At 66.4% G+C, this 18,589-nt stretch carries 12 protein-coding genes; 7 read left to right on the forward strand and 5 right to left on the reverse strand.

The genetic code is table 11. The features are described from left to right. The first annotated feature begins 5 nt into the window (after positions 1-5). The 5 genes from ASG17_RS08395 (at position 6) to rplL (ending at position 4,936) form a co-directional block, all read left to right on the forward strand. The gene (locus ASG17_RS08395; protein ID WP_056101719.1) at positions 6-512 is read left to right on the forward strand and encodes a hypothetical protein; all 507 of its coding nucleotides are present in this window, start codon (positions 6-8) and stop codon (positions 510-512) included. Continuing rightward, positions 509-2,533 (forward strand): penicillin-binding protein 2, encoded by a 2,025-nt coding sequence (gene mrdA / locus ASG17_RS08400; protein ID WP_056101722.1) that lies wholly within the window; start codon positions 509-511, stop codon positions 2,531-2,533. Before ASG17_RS08395 ends, mrdA begins: the two co-directional genes overlap by 4 nt. Beyond that, a complete protein-coding gene (gene rodA, locus ASG17_RS08405; protein ID WP_056101726.1) occupies positions 2,530-3,681 on the forward strand; it encodes a rod shape-determining protein RodA in 1,152 nt (383 codons plus the stop codon). Before mrdA ends, rodA begins: the two co-directional genes overlap by 4 nt. A 296-nt stretch (positions 3,682-3,977) precedes the next feature. Then, entirely contained in the window at positions 3,978-4,493 is a 516-nt protein-coding gene (gene rplJ / locus ASG17_RS08410; RefSeq protein WP_056101728.1) for a 50S ribosomal protein L10, read from the forward strand. A gap of 56 nt (positions 4,494-4,549) precedes the next feature. Further along, positions 4,550-4,936, forward strand: coding sequence for a 50S ribosomal protein L7/L12 (gene rplL / locus ASG17_RS08415; protein ID WP_056101731.1), 387 nt, complete (start codon positions 4,550-4,552; stop codon positions 4,934-4,936). Between the two features lie 84 nt (positions 4,937-5,020). On the opposite strand, the gene ASG17_RS08420 is transcribed toward rplL, so the two are convergent. After that, positions 5,021-5,524, reverse strand: coding sequence for an FKBP-type peptidyl-prolyl cis-trans isomerase (locus ASG17_RS08420; RefSeq protein WP_056101733.1), 504 nt, complete (start codon positions 5,522-5,524; stop codon positions 5,021-5,023). A gap of 325 nt (positions 5,525-5,849) precedes the next feature. Between ASG17_RS08420 and rpoB the strand changes: the two genes are divergently transcribed. Together rpoB and rpoC are read left to right on the forward strand one after the other, a co-directional pair. Beyond that, positions 5,850-9,965, forward strand: coding sequence for a DNA-directed RNA polymerase subunit beta (gene rpoB / locus ASG17_RS08425; protein ID WP_056101735.1), 4,116 nt, complete (start codon positions 5,850-5,852; stop codon positions 9,963-9,965). A gap of 133 nt (positions 9,966-10,098) precedes the next feature. Beyond that, positions 10,099-14,292, forward strand: coding sequence for a DNA-directed RNA polymerase subunit beta' (rpoC, locus tag ASG17_RS08430; protein ID WP_056101738.1), 4,194 nt, complete (start codon positions 10,099-10,101; stop codon positions 14,290-14,292). Positions 14,293-14,347: 55 nt separating this feature from the next. Here rpoC and ASG17_RS08435 read toward each other — a convergent pair whose 3' ends face one another. The 4 genes from ASG17_RS08435 to ASG17_RS08450 all read right to left on the reverse strand — a co-directional run bounded on the left by ASG17_RS08435 (position 14,348) and on the right by ASG17_RS08450 (position 18,581). Next, the gene (locus ASG17_RS08435) at positions 14,348-15,571 is read right to left on the reverse strand and encodes a hypothetical protein (protein ID WP_056101740.1); all 1,224 of its coding nucleotides are present in this window, start codon (positions 15,569-15,571) and stop codon (positions 14,348-14,350) included. A 78-nt stretch (positions 15,572-15,649) separates the two neighbouring features. Beyond that, positions 15,650-16,417 (reverse strand): hypothetical protein, encoded by a 768-nt coding sequence (locus tag ASG17_RS08440; protein ID WP_156367780.1) that lies wholly within the window; start codon positions 16,415-16,417, stop codon positions 15,650-15,652. 114 nt (positions 16,418-16,531) lie between these two features. After that, positions 16,532-17,767, reverse strand: a complete 1,236-nt coding sequence (locus ASG17_RS08445) for an ABC transporter permease (RefSeq protein ID WP_156367781.1) — start codon at positions 17,765-17,767, stop codon at positions 16,532-16,534. Between the two features lie 133 nt (positions 17,768-17,900). Beyond that, positions 17,901-18,581: an ABC transporter ATP-binding protein gene (locus ASG17_RS08450; protein WP_082496158.1), complete on the reverse strand. Its 681-nt coding sequence runs from the start codon at positions 18,579-18,581 to the stop codon at positions 17,901-17,903. Positions 18,582-18,589 lie beyond the last annotated feature (8 nt).

Raw genomic sequence — 18,589 nt, forward strand, 5'->3', positions numbered from 1 at the left:
GATCCATGGCGGTCCGCGTCGTGGGGCCGATGCAGTGGATCGTCTATCCGTCGCTCGCCGCCATCGCCGCGACGGTGATCCTTGCCACGCCTGTGGAGTTGTTCGGGCTGAAGCTGCCCGAGCCCGTGCTTCCGCTGGTGTTGGCCTTCGCCTGGCCCCTGATCCGGCCGTCGATGCTGGGTCCGGCGGTACTGTTCCTGTTGGGCCTGTTTCTGGACCTGTTCTGGGGCGGAGCGATGGGTCTGTGGCCGCTGTGCCTGCTGGGCGTCTACGGCGGCATCCTGCTGGCGCGGAACCTGCTGGCCGGGCAAGAGACGTTGATCCTCTTCGCGTGGTACGCCGCTGCATCCTGCCTGGTGTTTCTGACGGCCTATCTGATCGTCACGGTTCAGGCCGGCAACGCGCCCAGCCTGATTTCTCTGTTCAATCAGGTCTGGCCGACGCTGGCGATTTTCCCGATCGCGGCCTGGCTGATCGAGCGTTTCGATGACGGGGACGTGCGCTTCCGGTGACCTCCGAACCGTCGATCATCTTCTCGGATCCTAACGAGCGTCAGGGCTCGTTCCTGCGGCGCACCTTCGTGGTGGGCGGTCTGACGACGCTGGGCGTCACCGCCCTGATCGGACGTCTGGCCCAGCTTCAGGTCGTGCAGGCGCGCGAGTATTCGACGCTGGCCAGCCAGAACCAGTTCAACTTCCGCCTCGTTCCGCCGCCCCGAGGCCGCATCCTGGATCGCAACGGCGTGGTCATCGCCGGAAACCGGCCAAGCTTCCGCGTGCTGGTCGTGCGCGACGAGACCAAGGATCTGGACCAGACGCTGGACCTGCTGGGTCGAGTCTTGCCCGACACCATGGACCGACGCCGCGCCATCATCCGCGACGTCAACGCCGCCCCCCGCTTCAGTCCCGTGCCGGTCAAGAGCGACATGACGTGGGAGGAGTTCGCCAAGGTCAATCTGTACGCCGCCGATCTGCCCGGCGTGATGGCCGACATGAACGAGGCTCGTTACTATCCGTTCGGTGGTTCGTTCGCCCACGTCATCGGCTACGTCGCCAAGGTCTCGGACCGCGACATCAAGGCGATCCGAGACAAGGGTGAAGAGCCGCCCGCCATTCTGTTCAACCCCGGCTTCCGCATCGGCCGACAGGGCGTTGAAAAATCCCTGGATGAGCAGCTTCGCGGCGTCGCGGGCGGAAATCGCGTCGAAGTCGACGCGCGCGGCCGTGTGGTTGCCGAAGACATCGGCGGTTCGCGGCCGGCCGAGCCCGGCGAAGACGTGATGCTGACGCTGGACGCCGACGTCCAGAATCGCGCCCTCGAGGTTTTCGGCGACGAGAGCGGCAGCTGTGTCGTCATGGACGTGCGCAACGGCGACATCCTGTGCATGACGTCGTCGCCGTCGTTCGACCCGAACCTCTTCGTCGGAGGGGTGCCGTCGAACATCTACCGCGCCCTGGCCGATTATGAGCGCAAGCCGCTGCTCGACAAGGCGATCAACGGCAACTTCCCGCCCGGATCTACCTTCAAGCCGGCGACGGCGCTGGCTCTGCTGGCAGCCGGAGTGAATCCGGCCGAGCGGGTCAACTGCACCGGCGTCTTCCGCACGGGCCAGCGCTGCTGGGGCCGGCACGGATCGCAGGACATGCACAACGCGATCAAGAACTCCTGCGACATATATTTCTACACCATGTGCAATCGCGCGGGCGTGGACATGATCCGCGACACGGCGATCAAGCTGGGGTTCGAGCAGACGTTCGACATCGGCGTCGGCAACCAGCGCAAGGGCCTGCTGCCGTCCACGGCGTGGAAGAAGAAGACCTTTCCGCGTGATCCGGTCTGGCATCCGGGGGAGACGACGTCGGTCGCGATCGGGCAGGGGGCGGTGCTGGTCAACGCCCTGCAACTGGCGACCTATACCTCGCGCCTGGCCAATGGCCGCAAGGCCATCCGGCCGCGTCTGATCAAGTCGGTCGGCGGCGTCGAGCGGCCATCCGGCGGGGACGTGCCGGACCTGCCGTTCAGCCGCGAGCATCTGGACATCGTGCGCGGCGGCATGATCGCCGTGGCCAACGACACCTCCGGCACCGCCTATCGCCAGTCCCAGCTTGGGCTGGGCGACATCCAGATGGCCGGCAAGACCGGCACCGCCCAGTCGCGGGACTACAAGCCCGGTCAGTCGCGCCGCTCGGACGTCTGGGCGCTGAAGGACCACAACCTGTTCATCGCCTTCGCGCCGGTCGACGCGCCGCGCTACGCCGTGGCGGTGATCATCGAGCACGGCGGTCGCGGCGGGGGCACCGCCGGCGCCCCGCGCGCCCGTGAAGTCATGCGCACCGTCCTGCTGAAGGATCCGGACATGCTGCAGCGGATCCAGCGCCCCCCGCCCCCCGAGGGCACGGCGGCGCCCGACGACGTGGTGGAAGGGGCCGCGCCGGAGACTGCGCCGCCGCCGATCGCGCCCGTTCAGCCGAACACGCCGCCGCCTCCCACGACGCCCGGCCCGCAACCGTATTATTCTGAGACAGCCGGATGACCGCCTCGGCCCTGACGCGACCTGGCGAGCGTGATCGCCTGCCGGTCAAACTGACCCAGATCGACTGGCGGTTCGTCGGCCTGCTGTGCGTGATCGCGGGCATCGGCTGCGCCATGCTTTATTCGGTGGCGGGCGAGTCCTGGGAGCCGTGGGCGATCAAACACCTGATCCGCTTCGGCGCCTGCGTGGTCATGCTGCTGGTCCTCGCCATGATGGATCCGCGCTACTGGTTTCGCATGGCCTGGCCGGTCTACGGCATCGGCTTACTGCTGCTGGTGGCGGTCGAAGTGGCCGGCGACACCCGGATGGGCGCGACGCGCTGGCTGGAGATCGGCCCGTTCAGCTTCCAACCGTCCGAGATCATGAAGATCGGCGTCGTGCTGGCATTGGCGCGCTATTACCACGGCGCCACGGCGCAGGAGGCGCGGCTGCACTGGAAGCTGATATTCCCGGTGCTGATCATCGGCGCGCCCTTCCTGCTGGTCGCCCACCAGCCAGACCTTGGCACCGCGATGCTGATCGGCCTGACCGGGGCGGCGATCATGTTCCTGGCAGGGCTGGACTGGAAAGTGATCGCGGGGGTCACCATCCCCGCCCTGATCGCCATTCCCGGATACGTCATGTTCGGGATGCACGGCTATCAGCGGGACCGCGTGCTGACCTTCCTGAGCCCCGAGAGCGATCCGTCCGGCACCGGCTATCACATCACCCAGTCCAAGATTGCGCTGGGCTCCGGCGGTCTGCTGGGCAAGGGCTATGGTCTGGGCAGTCAGAGCCAGCTGGAATTTCTTCCCGAGAAGCAGACAGACTTCATCTTCGCGGCTGTGTCGGAGGAGTTCGGCTTCGTCGGCTCGGTCACCATCCTGCTTTGCTACATCGGCGTCGTCCTGATCGCCCTGCGCATCGCGTCGCTGTCGCACAGCCACTTCGGCCGGCTGGCCTCGGCGGGCGTAACGGCGACCTTCGCCCTCTATGTGCTGATCAACGCCGCGATGGTCATGGGCCTGGCGCCCGTCGTGGGCGTGCCCATGCCGCTGATGAGCTATGGCGGCACCGTCATGGTGACGGTGATGATCGGCTTCGGCCTGGTCATGTCGACGCGGGTGCACCGTTACGCGGAGCTGCCCAAGGGCCATGGCCTGTTCTAGGCCGTTGATTTCCACGGCAAGCGCCTGTATGAGGCGCGCCTTCCGGCAAGGTTTGCCCTTTCCGGTCCTGTCCGAGAACTTCGGGGCGTGGGGGCCACCCATGCCGTAACAGTCAGAGAGCCCTCTGGCGCCGTGGGGAGATGGGGAAGCGATTTGACAGCGGTCGGCCCGGTTCCGGGACGGACCCCGGTCGGCGCATCCTTCGGACAATTCGATACCGGCCCGGCGGCGTTCGCGCGCGCAGGCCAACGGCGTCGGGGCTCGTCCCGCCGCCGCACGTGAGACTGGAGACCGCAATGGACCGCGCACAGAAAGCCGAGTCGATCGAAACGCTGAAGGGCGTTTTCGCTGACGCCGGCAGTGTGGTCGTGACCCACAACCTGGGTCTGACCGTTGCGGAAATGGAAGACCTGCGTGGTCGTCTTCGCAAAGAAGGCGGCGCGTTCAAGGTGGTCAAGAACCGCCTGGCGCTGAAGGCGCTCGAAGCCGAAGAAGGCAGCGGCTACCACGGCCTGTTCAAGGGTCCGGTGGGCATCGCCTATTCCGAGAACCCCGGCACGGCCGCCAAGGTGGCCACCGAGTTCGCCAAAGCCAACGATCGCTTCAAGATCGTCGGCGGCTTCATGGGCGAAACCGTCGTGGACCAGAAGGGTGTCGAGGCTCTCTCGAAGCTCCCGACCCTCGACGAAATCCGCAGCTCGCTCATCGGCCTGCTCAATGCGCCCGCGACCAAGATCGCCGGCGTGCTGCAAGCGCCCGCCGGTCAGCTGGCCCGCGTGTTCAACGCCTACGCCACCAAGGACGCGGCGTAAGCCGCTCTTTCATCTCCGCATAAACCCAACCCAAATCCTCCGAAGGAAAACTGACTATGGCTGACCTGTCCAAGATCGTCGAAGACCTGTCCTCGCTGACCGTCCTCGAAGCCGCCGAACTGTCGAAGCTGCTGGAAGAAAAGTGGGGCGTCAGCGCCGCTGCTCCGGTCGCGATGATGGCCGCCGCCGGCGGTGGCGCCGCTGCTCCGGCTGAAGCCGCCGAAGAGCAAACCGAGTTCACCGTCGTCCTGCTGGACGGTGGCGACAAGAAGATCAACGTCATCAAGGAAGTTCGCGGCGTCCGCTCGGACCTGGGCCTGAAGGAAGCCAAGGACCTGGTCGAAGGCGCTCCGCAGAACGTCGTCGAGAACGTCTCCAAGCAAGCCGCCGACGAAGTCGCCAAGAAGCTGACGGAAGCCGGCGCCAAGGTGCAGGTCAAGTAAGACCGGCCCTTCTAGGCTGAACGATCGAGGGGCCCGGCGAGCGATCGCCGGGCCCCTTTTCGTTGCGCCGAAGATTCAGGCGGATCAGGCCGCCGGCGTGACGTCCAACAGCTCGACCGTGAACTTCAGCGTCGAGTTGGGCGGCAGCTCGTCGCCGCCGACCCAGCGCTCGCCGTAGGCCAGGGCGGCCGGGATCACGAACTCATAGGTCTCGCCGACGCGCATCAGGGCCACGCCCTCGGTCCAGCCCTTGATGACGCGATTGAGCGGGAACTCGGCCGGTTCATTGCGGGCGTAGGAGCTGTCGAACTCACGCCCGTCGACGAAGGTCCCCCGATAGTGGACCTTGACCGTATCGGTGGCCTTGGGCTGCGCGCCCTCCGGATGCGCCGCGCCGACGCGCCGATACTGCAGGCCGCTCTCAGTGGTCGTCCATCCGCGCTGCGCGCTGTTCCAGGCCAGATAGGCGGCGTTGCCCGTATCCCAGTTCGCCTGGGTCGCAGGCCCGGCAGGCGCGGGCGGCGTCGGCGCGGTCGTGGCGCATGCGGTCAGGATGAGGGCGGCGGGGAGGGCGAGAGCGATCTTCATGGCCCTGAAATAGCACGACTAGCCGTGGCGCCGAGCACCGGAGGCGAAATCGTTCCACAGGCCTTTATTTCGTCCGAAAAGCGAGTATATCAGCGCGTTCCGCACATCTCTGCATTGAGTCCGCGCGAAAGCGTCGAGGCCCGGTCCGTCGCCCTCCGACCGGTGCGAAGACGCGCTCCTTCCCAAGGGAGCTGCACATTTCAGGCGTCCTGGTCTCATGGGACCGAGGGTGGACGCCGAAACCTTTCGGTCCGCGGACGCCGGTTGGCGCGCCGCGGCCGCCGCATTGAACGCGGGCTTCAGGCCCGCCGATTGGGAACGAATAATGGCCAAGTCCACCGACGGTCTCGCCGATCTGGGTCAGATCGCCTTCGCCACGTCTTTCACCGGCAAGAAGCGCATCCGCAAGTCCTTCGGCCGCATCCCCGAAGCCGTGCAGATGCCGAACCTGATCGAGGTTCAGCGCGCTTCCTACGAGCAGTTCCTGCAGCGCGACGTGCGCAGCGGACCGCGCAAGGACCAGGGCATCGAGGCGGTCTTCAAGTCGGTGTTCCCGATCAAGGACTTCAACGAACGCGCCATCCTTGAATACGTCACCTACGAGTTCGAGGACCCGAAGTACGACGTCGAGGAATGCATCCAGCGCGACATGACCTATGCCGCGCCGCTGAAGGTCAAGCTGCGCCTGATCGTGTTCGAGGCGGATGAGGAAACCGGGGCCCGCTCGGTCAAGGACATCAAGGAGCAGGACGTCTACATGGGGGACATCCCCCTGATGACGGACAAGGGCACGTTCATCGTCAACGGCACCGAGCGCGTGATCGTTTCGCAGATGCACCGTTCGCCGGGCGTGTTCTTCGACCACGACAAGGGCAAGACCCACTCGTCGGGCAAGCTGCTGTTCGCCGCCCGCGTGATCCCGTACCGCGGCTCGTGGCTGGACTTCGAGTTCGACGCCAAGGACATCGTCTACGTCCGCATCGACCGCCGCCGTAAGCTGCCGGCCACCACCTTCCTGCTGGCCCTCGGCATGGACGGCGAGGAAATCCTGCGCACCTTCTACGAGACCGTCCCGTACGAGAAGCGCGGCGAAGGCTGGGTCACGCCCTACAAGTTCGAGCGCTGGCGCGGTGTGAAGCCGGAGTTCGACCTGATCGACGCCGACACCGGCGAAGTGGTCGCCCAGGCTGGCCAGAAGATCTCGGCCCGCGCCGCCAAGAAGCTGGGTGAAACCACGACGTCGCTGTCGCTGGCCGCCGACGCCCTGCTGGGCCGCTATCTGGCCAACGACGCCGTCAACATGGAAACCGGCGAGATCTACGCCGAAGCCGGTGACGAGCTGGACGCGCCGACCATCGAGCTGCTGGAAGGCCACGGCTTCACCACCATCGACGTGCTGGACATCGACCACGTCACGGTCGGCGCCTACATGCGCAACACCCTGCGGGTGGACAAGAACACCGGCCGCGAGGACGCGCTGTTTGACGTCTATCGCGTGATGCGTCCGGGCGAGCCGCCGACCCCGGAAGCGGCCGAGGCCATGTACAACTCACTGTTCTTCGACAGCGAACGCTACGACCTGTCGGCGGTCGGCCGCGTGAAAATGAACATGCGGCTGGAGACCCCCGAGGTTTCCGACGAGATCCGCGTCCTGCGCAAGGACGACGTGCTGAAGGTGCTGCAGATCCTGGTCGGTCTGAAGGACGGCCGGGGCGAGATCGACGACATCGACAACCTGGGCAACCGCCGGGTTCGTTCGGTCGGCGAGCTGCTGGAGAACCAGTACCGCGTCGGCCTGCTGCGGATGGAACGCGCCATCAAGGAGCGCATGAGCTCTGTCGATATCGACACGGTCATGCCGCACGACCTGATCAACGCCAAGCCGGCCGCTGCCGCCGTGCGTGAGTTCTTCGGCTCGTCGCAGCTGTCGCAGTTCATGGACCAGACGAACCCGCTGTCGGAAATCACCCACAAGCGTCGCCTTTCGGCGCTTGGCCCGGGTGGTCTGACGCGTGAGCGCGCCGGCTTCGAAGTCCGCGACGTGCACCCGACCCACTACGGCCGCATCTGCCCGATCGAGACGCCGGAAGGCCCGAACATCGGCCTGATCAACTCGCTGGCCACCCACGCTCGCGTCAACAAGTACGGCTTCATCGAGAGCCCGTACCGCCGCGTGAAGGACGGCAAGGCCCAGGACGAGGTGGTCTACATCTCGGCCATGGAAGAGGCGAAGTACACGATCGCCCAGGCCAACATCGAACTGCGCGCAGGCGAAATCGTCGAGGATCTGGTCCCCGGCCGGATCAACGGTGAATCGCAGCTCCTGAACAAGGACGCGGTCGACATGATGGACGTGTCGCCCAAGCAGGTCGTTTCGGTCGCCGCCGCCCTGATCCCGTTCCTGGAAAACGACGACGCCAACCGCGCGCTGATGGGCGCGAACATGCAGCGTCAGGCCGTGCCGCTGGTCCAGTCGGATGCGCCGCTGGTCGGCACCGGCATGGAAGCGGTCGTGGCCGTGGACTCCGGCGCCGTCGTGGTCGCGCGCCGTGAGGGCGTCGTCGAGCAGATCGACGGCACCCGTATTGTCGTGCGTGCCACCGGCGACGTGGATGCCGCCCGCTCGGGCGTCGACATCTATCGCCTGTCGAAGTTCCAGCGTTCGAACCAGTCGACCTGCATCAACCAGCGCCCGATCGTGCGCGTGGGCGATCAGGTGAAGGCCGGCGACGTCATCGCCGACGGCCCGTCGACGGACCTGGGCGAACTGGCGCTGGGCCGCAACGCCCTCGTCGCCTTCATGCCCTGGAACGGCTACAACTTCGAAGACTCGATCCTGATCTCCGAGCGCATCGTGCGCGACGACGTCTTCACCTCGATCCACATCGAGGAGTTCGAGGTCATGGCTCGCGACACCAAGCTGGGCCCGGAAGAGATCACCCGCGACATCCCGAACGTCGGTGAGGAGGCCCTGCGCAACCTCGACGAAGCCGGCATCGTGGCGATCGGCGCCGAAGTACAGCCGGGCGACATTCTCTGCGGCAAGGTCACCCCTAAGGGCGAAAGCCCGATGACCCCGGAAGAGAAGCTGCTGCGCGCCATCTTCGGTGAAAAGGCTTCGGACGTCCGCGACACCTCGCTGCGCCTGCCGCCCGGCGTCGCGGGCACCATCGTCGACGTGCGCGTCTTCAACCGTCACGGCGTCGACAAGGACGAACGCGCCATCGCAATCGAACGCTCGGAAATCGAGCGTCTGGGCAAGGACCGCGACGACGAGCTGAAGATCCTGGAACGCAACGTCTACGGCCGCCTGCGTCCGCTGCTGCTCGGCAAAACCGCCGTCTCGGGTCCGAAGGGCCTGGGCCGCGGCGACATCACCGAGGAGAAGCTGGCTGACGTCAGCCGTGGCCTGTGGTGGCAGATCGCCCTCGACGACGAGAAGGCGATGGGCGAACTGGAGGCGATGAAGCGTCAGTTCGAGGACGCTCGCAAGGCTCTGGACCGTCGCTTCGAGGACAAGGTCGAGAAGCTGCAACGCGGCGACGAACTGCCCCCAGGCGTGATGAAGATGGTCAAGGTCTTCGTAGCCGTGAAGCGCAAGCTTCAGCCGGGCGACAAGATGGCCGGCCGTCACGGCAACAAGGGCGTCATCTCCAAGATCCTGCCGATCGAGGACATGCCGCACCTGGAAGACGGCACCTCGGTGGACGTCGTTCTGAACCCGCTGGGCGTGCCGTCGCGCATGAACATCGGCCAGATCTTCGAAACCCACCTGGGCTGGGCCGCCGCCGGCCTCGGCAAACAGATCGCCGGCCTGCTGGAAGCCTGGCAGGACGGAGGCCAGAAGCAGGCCCTCGTCGATCGGCTGACCACCATCTACGGCGAGGACATCCCTCTGCCGGACGATGAGGAAGACCTGATCGAGCTGGCGCGCAACGTGTCCAAGGGCGTGCCCTTCGCCACGCCGGTCTTCGACGGCGCGCACATCTCGGACATCGAGGACCTGCTGGAAGCAGCCGGCCTGGAGCGTTCGGGCCAGTCCATCGTCTACGACGGTCAGACCGGGGAGCAGTTCAAGCGTCCGGTCACGGTCGGCTACATCTACATGCTGAAGCTGCACCACCTGGTCGACGACAAGATCCACGCCCGCTCGATCGGCCCGTACTCGCTGGTCACCCAGCAGCCGCTGGGCGGCAAGGCGCAGTTCGGCGGTCAACGCTTCGGCGAGATGGAGGTCTGGGCTCTGGAAGCCTACGGCGCGGCCTACACCCTGCAGGAAATGCTGACGGTGAAGTCCGACGACGTGGCCGGCCGGACCAAGGTCTACGAGGCCATCGTCCGTGGCGACGACAGCTTCGAGGCCGGCATTCCCGAGAGCTTCAACGTGCTCATCAAGGAAATGCGTTCGCTGGGTCTGAACGTGGAGCTGGAGAACAGCTGATCCGAGTGAAGAGTGAGTGGTGAGTAGTGAGTGGGTCTTGGCCCGCTTCGCTGCTCCTACTCACTGATCACCGGCACTGTTCACCTGATCCGCACGATATTTTTCGCGGCGTCTGCCGCAGAAGGAACTCAAGATGAACCAGGAAGTCCTGAACATCTTCAATCCGGTCCCGGTCACCCCGACCTTCGACCAGATCAAGATCGCCCTGGCCTCGCCCGAAAAGATCCGCTCGTGGTCGTTCGGCGAGATCAAGAAGCCCGAGACCATCAACTACCGGACGTTCAAGCCCGAACGCGACGGCCTGTTCTGCGCCCGTATCTTTGGCCCGACCAAGGATTACGAATGCCTGTGCGGCAAGTACAAGCGCATGAAGTACAAAGGCATCATCTGCGAGAAGTGCGGCGTCGAGGTCACTCTGGCCCGCGTTCGGCGCGAGCGGATGGGCCACATCGAACTGGCCTCGCCTGTCGCCCACATCTGGTTCCTGAAGTCGCTGCCGTCGCGTATCGCCCTGATGCTCGACATGGCCCTGAAGGACGTCGAGCGCGTCCTATACTTCGAGAACTACATCGTCACCGAGCCGGGCCTTACTCCGCTGAAGCAGAACCAGCTGCTGACGGAAGACGAGTATTATCGCTACCAGGAAGAGTTCGGCGATGACGGCTTCACCGCCGAGATCGGCGCCGAGGCCGTGCGCAACCTGCTGATCGGCATCGACCTGAACGCGGAAGCCGAGAAGCACCGCGGCGAACTGGCCGACAGCCCCTCGGAAATGAAGGCCAAGAAGGCTTCCAAGCGCCTGAAGCTGATCGAGGCCTTCCTCGAGAGCGGCAACAAGCCCGAGTGGATGATCCTGACCGTCGTGCCGGTCATCCCGCCGGAACTGCGGCCGCTGGTGCCGCTGGACGGCGGCCGCTTCGCCACGTCCGACCTGAACGACCTGTATCGCCGGGTCATCAACCGGAACAACCGCCTGAAGCGCCTGATCGAGCTGCGGGCGCCGGACATCATCATCCGCAACGAAAAGCGGATGCTGCAGGAATCCGTCGACGCCCTGTTCGACAACGGCCGTCGCGGCCGGGTGATCACGGGCGCCAACAAGCGTCCGCTGAAGTCGCTGGCCGACATGCTGAAAGGCAAGCAGGGCCGCTTCCGCCAGAACCTGCTGGGCAAGCGCGTCGACTACTCGGGCCGTTCGGTCATCGTGGTCGGCCCGGACCTGAAGCTGCACGAGTGCGGTCTGCCCAAGAAGATGGCGCTCGAGCTCTTCAAGCCGTTCATCTATGCGCGCCTGGACGCCAAGGGCCTGTCAGGCACCGTCAAGCAGTCCAAGCGGATGGTCGAGCGTGAACAGCCCCAGGTGTGGGACATCCTCGAAGAGGTGATCCGCGAACACCCGGTCATGCTGAACCGCGCGCCGACGCTGCACCGTCTGGGCATTCAGGCGTTCGAGCCGAAGCTGATCGAAGGCAAGGCCATCCAGCTGCACCCGCTGGTCTGCGCCGCCTTCAACGCGGACTTCGACGGCGACCAGATGGCCGTGCACGTCCCGCTGAGCCTCGAGGCCCAGCTGGAAGCGCGCGTGCTGATGATGTCGACCAACAACATCCTGTCGCCCGCAAACGGCAAGCCGATCATCGTGCCGTCGCAGGACATCGTTCTGGGCCTGTACTACCTGTCGCTGGTCAAGGACGGCCAGAAGGGCGAGGGCAAGCTGTTCGCCAACGTCGGCGAGATCGACGCGGCGCTCGACGCCGGCGTCGTGACCCTGCACACCCGTATCAAGGCCCGTTGGACCGAGATGGACTCGTCCGGAGCGTCGATCACCAAGGTGATCGATACGACCCCAGGCCGTATGAAGCTGGGCGCCCTGCTGCCGCAGAATCCCGAGATCGGCTACCGCCTGCTCGAGAAGAACCTGACCAAGAAGGAAATCGGCAACCTGATCGATCAGGTCTATCGTCACTGTGGTCAGAAGGCGACGGTCATCTTCGCTGACCAGATGATGGGTCTGGGCTTCAAGGAAGCGGCCAAGGCCGGCATTTCCTTCGGCAAGGATGACATCGTCATTCCGGCCAAGAAGTCGGTCATCGTCGACGAAACCCGCACCCTGGTGGAGGAGTACGAGCAACAGTACGCCGACGGCCTGATCACCAAGGGCGAGAAGTACAACAAGGTCGTCGACGCCTGGGCGAAGGCCACCGATCGCGTCGCCGACGAGATGATGGGCGAGATCGCCCAGCCCCGCGTGCTGGCGAAGGGCCAGCAACCGGACATCAACTCGGTGTTCATGATGGCCAACTCCGGCGCCCGCGGTTCGCAGGCCCAGATGAAGCAGCTGGGCGGCATGCGCGGCCTGATGGCCAAGCCGTCGGGCGAGATCATCGAGACGCCGATCATCTCGAACTTCAAGGAAGGACTGACCGTCCTTGAGTACTTCAACTCCACCCACGGCGCCCGCAAGGGTCTGGCCGACACCGCGCTGAAGACGGCCAACTCCGGCTATCTGACGCGTCGTCTGGTCGACGTGGCGCAGGACTCGATCGTCACCGAGGACGACTGCGGCTCGACGCGGGGCATTACCCTGCGCGCCGTGGTCGAAGGCGGCGACGTGCTGGTCTCGCTGGGCCAACGCGTCCTGGGTCGCTATGCGGCCGAGGACATCAAGGAACCGGGCGGCGACACCATCCTGTTCCCTGCGGACACCTATCTGCAGGAAGAGGAAGTCGAGATCATCGACAAGGCCGGCGTCCAGTCGGTCAAGGTTCGCTCTGGCCTGACCTGTGAAGCCGAGGCCGGCATCTGCGGCTACTGCTACGGCCGTGACCTGGCGCGCGGCACCAACGTCAACATCGGCGAAGCGGTCGGCGTCATCGCGGCCCAGTCGATCGGCGAGCCCGGCACCCAGCTGACGATGCGGACCTTCCACATCGGCGGCACCGCGCAGGTGGCGGAAACCTCGTTCGTCGAGGCGACCAATCCCGGTTCGGCCAAGGTGGTCGGCCCGACCGTCAAGGCGGCGCACGGTGATCTGGTGGCCATGAGCCGCAACGTCGTCGTCGTCGTGGTCGTGGACGGCAAGGACCGTGAGACCCACAAGGTGCCGTACGGCGCCCGCATCCGCGTCAAGGACGGCGCGGACGTGACCAAGGGCCTGCGTCTGGCGGAGTGGGATCCCTACACCACCCCGATCCTGACGGAAGTCGGCGGCGTCGTGCGTTTCGAGGATCTGGTCGAGGGCCTGTCGGTCCGCGAGGAGACCGACGAAGCCACCGGCATCGCCAACCGCGTCGTCTCGGACTGGCGCGCCAGCCCGCGCGGCTCGGATCTGCGTCCGGCCATGGGCGTGACGCTGGGTGACGGCTACGCCAAGCTGGCCTCGGGCTCCGACGCCCGCTACCTGCTGCCCGTCGGCGCGGTTCTGTCCGTGTCCAACGGCGACGAGGTCAAGCCGGGCGAGATCATCGCCCGCGTTCCGACCGAAGGCGCCAAGACCCGCGACATCACTGGCGGTCTCCCGCGGGTGGCCGAGCTGTTCGAAGCCCGTCGTCCCAAGGACTGTGCGGTCATCGCCGAGATGGACGGTCGCGTCGAGTTCGGTCGCGACTACAAGAACAAGCGCCGCATCAAGATCACGCCCGAGCCCAATGCGGACGGCGTGCAGGGCGAAGCGGTCGAGTTCCTGATCCCGAAGGGCAAGCACATCTCCGTCCACGACGGCGATCTGATCCAGAAGGGCGACTACATCATCGACGGCAACCCGGATCCGCACGATCTGCTGCGCATCCAGGGCGTCGAGGCGCTGGCCGAGTATCTGGTGAACGAAGTGCAGGAGGTCTATCGACTGCAGGGCGTGCCGATCAACGACAAGCACATCGAGGTGATCGTTCGCCAGATGCTGCAGAAGGTCGAAATCCTCGACTCGGGCGAGACCACTCTGATCCGTGGCGACACGGTCGAAGTGGCCGAGGCCGTGCTGGAGAACGCCAAGGTCGAGAAGCGTGGCGGCCGTCCGGCCACGACGCAGCCGGTCCTGCTGGGCATCACCAAGGCGTCGCTGCAGACCCGCAGCTTCATCTCGGCGGCGTCCTTCCAGGAGACCACCCGCGTCCTCACCGACGCCTCGGTCAACGGCAAGGTCGATACGCTGGAAGGCCTGAAGGAAAACGTCATCGTCGGCCGACTGATCCCGGCCGGCACCGGCGCCTACCTGCGCTCGATGCAGAAGATCGCCAACGAGCGTGACGCTGAACTGACCGGCGCCCGCGAAGCCGCGATCGAGCCCCTGCCGGCCGACCTGCAGCTGCAGCTGGCCGAGAGCGAGTAATCGTTCTCAACGGCTGAAATGAAGAGGGCGGCGCTGGAAACGGCGCCGCCCTTTTCTACGTCTGGGGCAGGGCGTCAATCAGCGCACGCGCGCCAGGGCTGCCGCCCTCGGCCGCCGCCGTCAGGGTCCGCCTTTGCACGCGCATCCGCACGCCGCCGCTCAGGGTCCGGGCCGACAGCGCCATGATCGCCGTGGACAGCGCCTCGCCGGTGATCGCGGCCAGCACCTTTTCCGCCTCTGGGCCGCGCTGCGCCCGCAGCAGGTCCACCGCCTGGGTCACTCGGTAAAGCCCGTTGACGCGGTCGCGGTCGATCGCGGCGCGCAGAAGAGCCTCTGCCCGCTCTGACTGTCGAAGGTCCGTGGCGGCGAGGTAGCCGACCCAGGCGGCGAAGGCGGTCTGGAGGGGCGGCAGGCCGTCGTCGGTCACCACACCCGCCTCGATCGCGGCGAGGCGCACCTCGGCGTTGAGGATGGCATCGACCGATTGGGGACGGCGATCGCTGAGCTCGGCGGCCAACCGGGCGAAGCCGCTGGATCCCGCGACGATCCGGCCGGCGCGCCCCATCAGAGTGATTTCGAACAGCGCCTGTTGGGCTGGGCCCCAACTCGGATCGGCCAGATCGGCTGAGATGAGGAGGCCGGGCCGGCCGGCGTATCGCTCGGCGACCTGCTGATCTTGCGCGAACAGCAGGACGCCCGCGCCCTCGGCCAGCAGTCTCTGGATCAGCAGGTCCGCGACAGGCATGCAGATGACCTTGTCGGCGATGCCGGTCGAAAAGCGCCAGTCGCCATAGACGATGTCGCCGGCTCTTAGATGGACCGCCGTCACATTGCTCGGCAGGGCGGCTCCGGCCGCTGCGGCGACCGCCGCCTTAAGGCCGGGCGCGAAAGGCAGACTTTCAAAGACGCTTCGCATCGCACCGGCAGGCAGTCGAAGCCCGGAGGCCAGGACGTTGGGAAAGTTGTTCTTGCGCAGCAGCCAGCCACGGGGGCCCGCCACGGCCTTCAGCTGTCGCAGGCTTTCCACCCTGTCCGGCAGGGCGCCGTAATCGGCAGGGTCGAACCCCGGGACCATGTGGCGATCGAGGAAGGCGGCGTCGAAAGTCTCTTGCGCCGACAGCACCGCATGATTGAGATCCGAGACCAGCGTCTCATCCCAGGTGAAGGCGAAATCGCTGGTCGCCACGCGCGACAGATAGATGGCTGACATCAGACCGCGCAGACGTTCGCCCAGGCCGTCCGGACGGTGGCTCAGCGCGCGTAGGTCGGTTTGTTTCAACAGCTTGTTTCGTCTTGCTCAACCAGCCGCGCATTCGAAGGGATGCGGGGCCAATGATCAAGCCCGCGCCGGCTCCCGCTAGTCGAGCTTGTTGCTGGGCTGGCGGACCAAGCTGTCGGAACCTTGCCGCATGTCGACGCCTGGAACGCTGCCCAGATGGGCGCCGGCGCAGCCCGTGCCGAAGTTGGAGCCGATGCAGTCGGCCGGGCCGACGACGCCCACGCCGCTGCCGAGAGGACGACGCATGGCCTCGTACTCCGCGAGGGCGCGAGCGCCTTCGCGCGCGAAGCGGGCGTCGCGGCGAGCGTTGCCGGTGCCTGTGATCGGCGGCGCCAATGCAGCGGCCGCGCCGAAGGTCTGGTCGCAGGCCTCGCGTTCGGGTTGGCTGAGGATGTCGGGCGTGCGGCAGCCGGGGATGCCGGCCCGCAGGGAGCGAGCCACGGCGTCGCCCATATCCTCCCGGCGCACCTGCCAAGGATCGGCGGGCGGCGGGGATGCAGCCGCGGGAGCGGGGGCAGCCATCCGAGGCCGAGGGGGCGAGGGCAGAGGGGACGGGGCGTTCACGGACACGGCGCTGAGAGCGGCCTGCGCGGCGGCCTGGCGCGCCTCGGTGCGGCGGGCGGCCTCGGTCGGTTTGCGCACGGGGTCGCTCGGCCGGACAAGCCGTGGCTCAATGTCCAGATAGACCACCGGCGCCGCCTGACGTTGGAGGTCCATCGGCTTGACGGCGCCCCAGGCCAGGGCGGCGATGACGACGGCGTGGCCGGCCACAGACGCGCCGACCCAGGCGATCTTCCGCCGGTCCTTCATCGCTGGAAATCGCGTCGCCGTCTGGACGTGGGTCATTCACCCTCCCAACGGCCAAGCTGGCGGGGCGGCGTGTTCATTGTGCGGCCTTTGTCGGACCTATCCGGGTTGCTCCATGTCCGGCATGAAGCAATCGCCAGGTCGAGCGGGACGTTATTCCCGGCGCAACGCCTCGATGGGATCCAGCTGCGCCGCCCGCCAGGCCGGATAGGCGCCGAACACCACGCCCACGAAGGTCGAAAAGCCGATGGCCAGGGGCGCGGCCCAGGCGGGGATCACCGCTGGCCAGTCGCCGAAGTGGGACATCAAGAGCCCGCCCGTCACGCCGATCAGCAAACCGATCAGTCCGCCCAGCAGCGACAGCGCAACCGATTCCAGGGCGAACTGGGTCAGAACGTCGCTGCGACGCGCGCCGATCGCCATGCGCAGGCCGATCTCGCGCGTCCGCTCGGTCACCGACACCAGCATGATGTTCATGATGCCGACGCCGCCCACCACCAAGGACACGCCCGCAACGGCGGCCAGCAGGATGGTGAAGGTCTGGGTCGAGCTTTGCGCCGCCTCCTGGATGGAGGTCAGGTTCTGGACGTTGAAGTCGTCGTCCGCGCCGACCTGGATGCGATGCCGTTCGCGCAGCAGAGCCGTGGTGTCCTGTTCCAGTTGATACAGGGCGTCTTCGTCCTCGGCCTTGACGTAAATCTGGTTGACCTGATCGCCCGATACGCCGCGGCCGATGATGCGCGACCGGGCGGCGTCCAGCGGCACCACGACGATGTCGTCCTGATCCTGGAACCCCGACTGGCCCTTGGGCGACAGCACGCCGATGACGGTGAAGGGGATGGGGCCGACGCGGATGCGCTGGCCGACTGGACTGGCGCCTTCGCCGAACAGTTCGGTGACCACGGTCTGGCCCAGGACGGCGACCTTCTTGCCGCTGTCGGCCGCCGCCTCGTCGAACATCTGGCCGTCGGCGATCTCCAGATCGCGGGCGATCAGGTAGTCGGGCGTGACGCCCTCGACCCGGCTGGACCAGTTGGCGCCGTTGTAGACCAGTTGGGCGTTGCCGTTCACGGACGGCGAGACGGCGCGGACGCCGTCCAGTTCGCGGATCGCCTCGGCGTCCTTGGCCGTCAGGGTGTTGCCCGATCCGCCGGCCCCGCGCACGAAACCGCCGCCCGCGCCCCGCGCCGCGCCCGACCGGACAACCAGCATGTTGGTGCCCAGCGACGACAGCGCCTGCTCGACGCGTTGCTGCGCGCCGACGCCGATGGACGTCATCATGATGACCGCCGCCACGCCGATGACGACGCCGAGCGATGTCAGCACGCTGCGCATCGGGTGGGCGGTGATCGCGCCCATGGCGAAGCGGACCAATTCGATCGGGTTCACAGCCTATCTCCGTGCATCCCCGCGGACGCGGGGATCCAGTAAGAACCACGCGCACCACGCCGTCCGACTGGATGAAGCCAAAGCACTGGATCCCCGCGTCCGCGGGGATGCTCGGCAGAGGAGGGGATGGTGCTCACGCGCGGCCCCTCTCGTCCGACACGATCTGGCCGTCACGGAAGGCGACACGCCGCTTGGCGCGAGCGGCGACTTCCAGGTCGTGGGTGACGATGCACAGGGTCAGGCCCTGGCTGTTCAGCTCGTCGAACAGGGCCAGCACTTCTTGGCCCGTGGCGGTGTCCAGAGCGCCGGTCGGTTCGTCAGCCAGCAGCAGGTCTGGGTTGTTGGCCAGTGAGCGGGCGATCGCGACGCGCTGCTGCTGGCCGCCCGACATCTGGGTCGGGCGGTTGCCCAGGCGGTTGCCGAGACCGACGCGCTGCAACAGCTCGATGGCGCGCTCCTTGCGCTCGGCCGGGGCGACGCCGCCGTAGATCATCGGCAGTTCGACATTCTGCACGGCGGTCAGGCGCGGCAGCAGCTGGAATGACTGGAAGACGAAGCCGATGCGTCGGTTGCGGAAGCTGGCCAGCTCGTCGTCGTCGAACTCGGCCACCGGCTCTCCCTCGAACCGGTAGGCGCCGCCCGTCGGCCGGTCCAGCCCGCCCAGTACGTTCATCAGCGTCGACTTGCCCGAGCCGGAGGGGCCGACGATGGCGACGTGCTCGCCCCGGTCGATGGCCAGCGACACGCCGCCCAAGGCCGCGATGACTTCGTCGCCCATGACGTAGGTCTTGGTCAGTTTGTCGATCTCGATCATGACGGATC

This window comes from Brevundimonas sp. Leaf363 (assembly GCF_001424025.1).
GTDB lineage: Bacteria > Pseudomonadota > Alphaproteobacteria > Caulobacterales > Caulobacteraceae > Brevundimonas.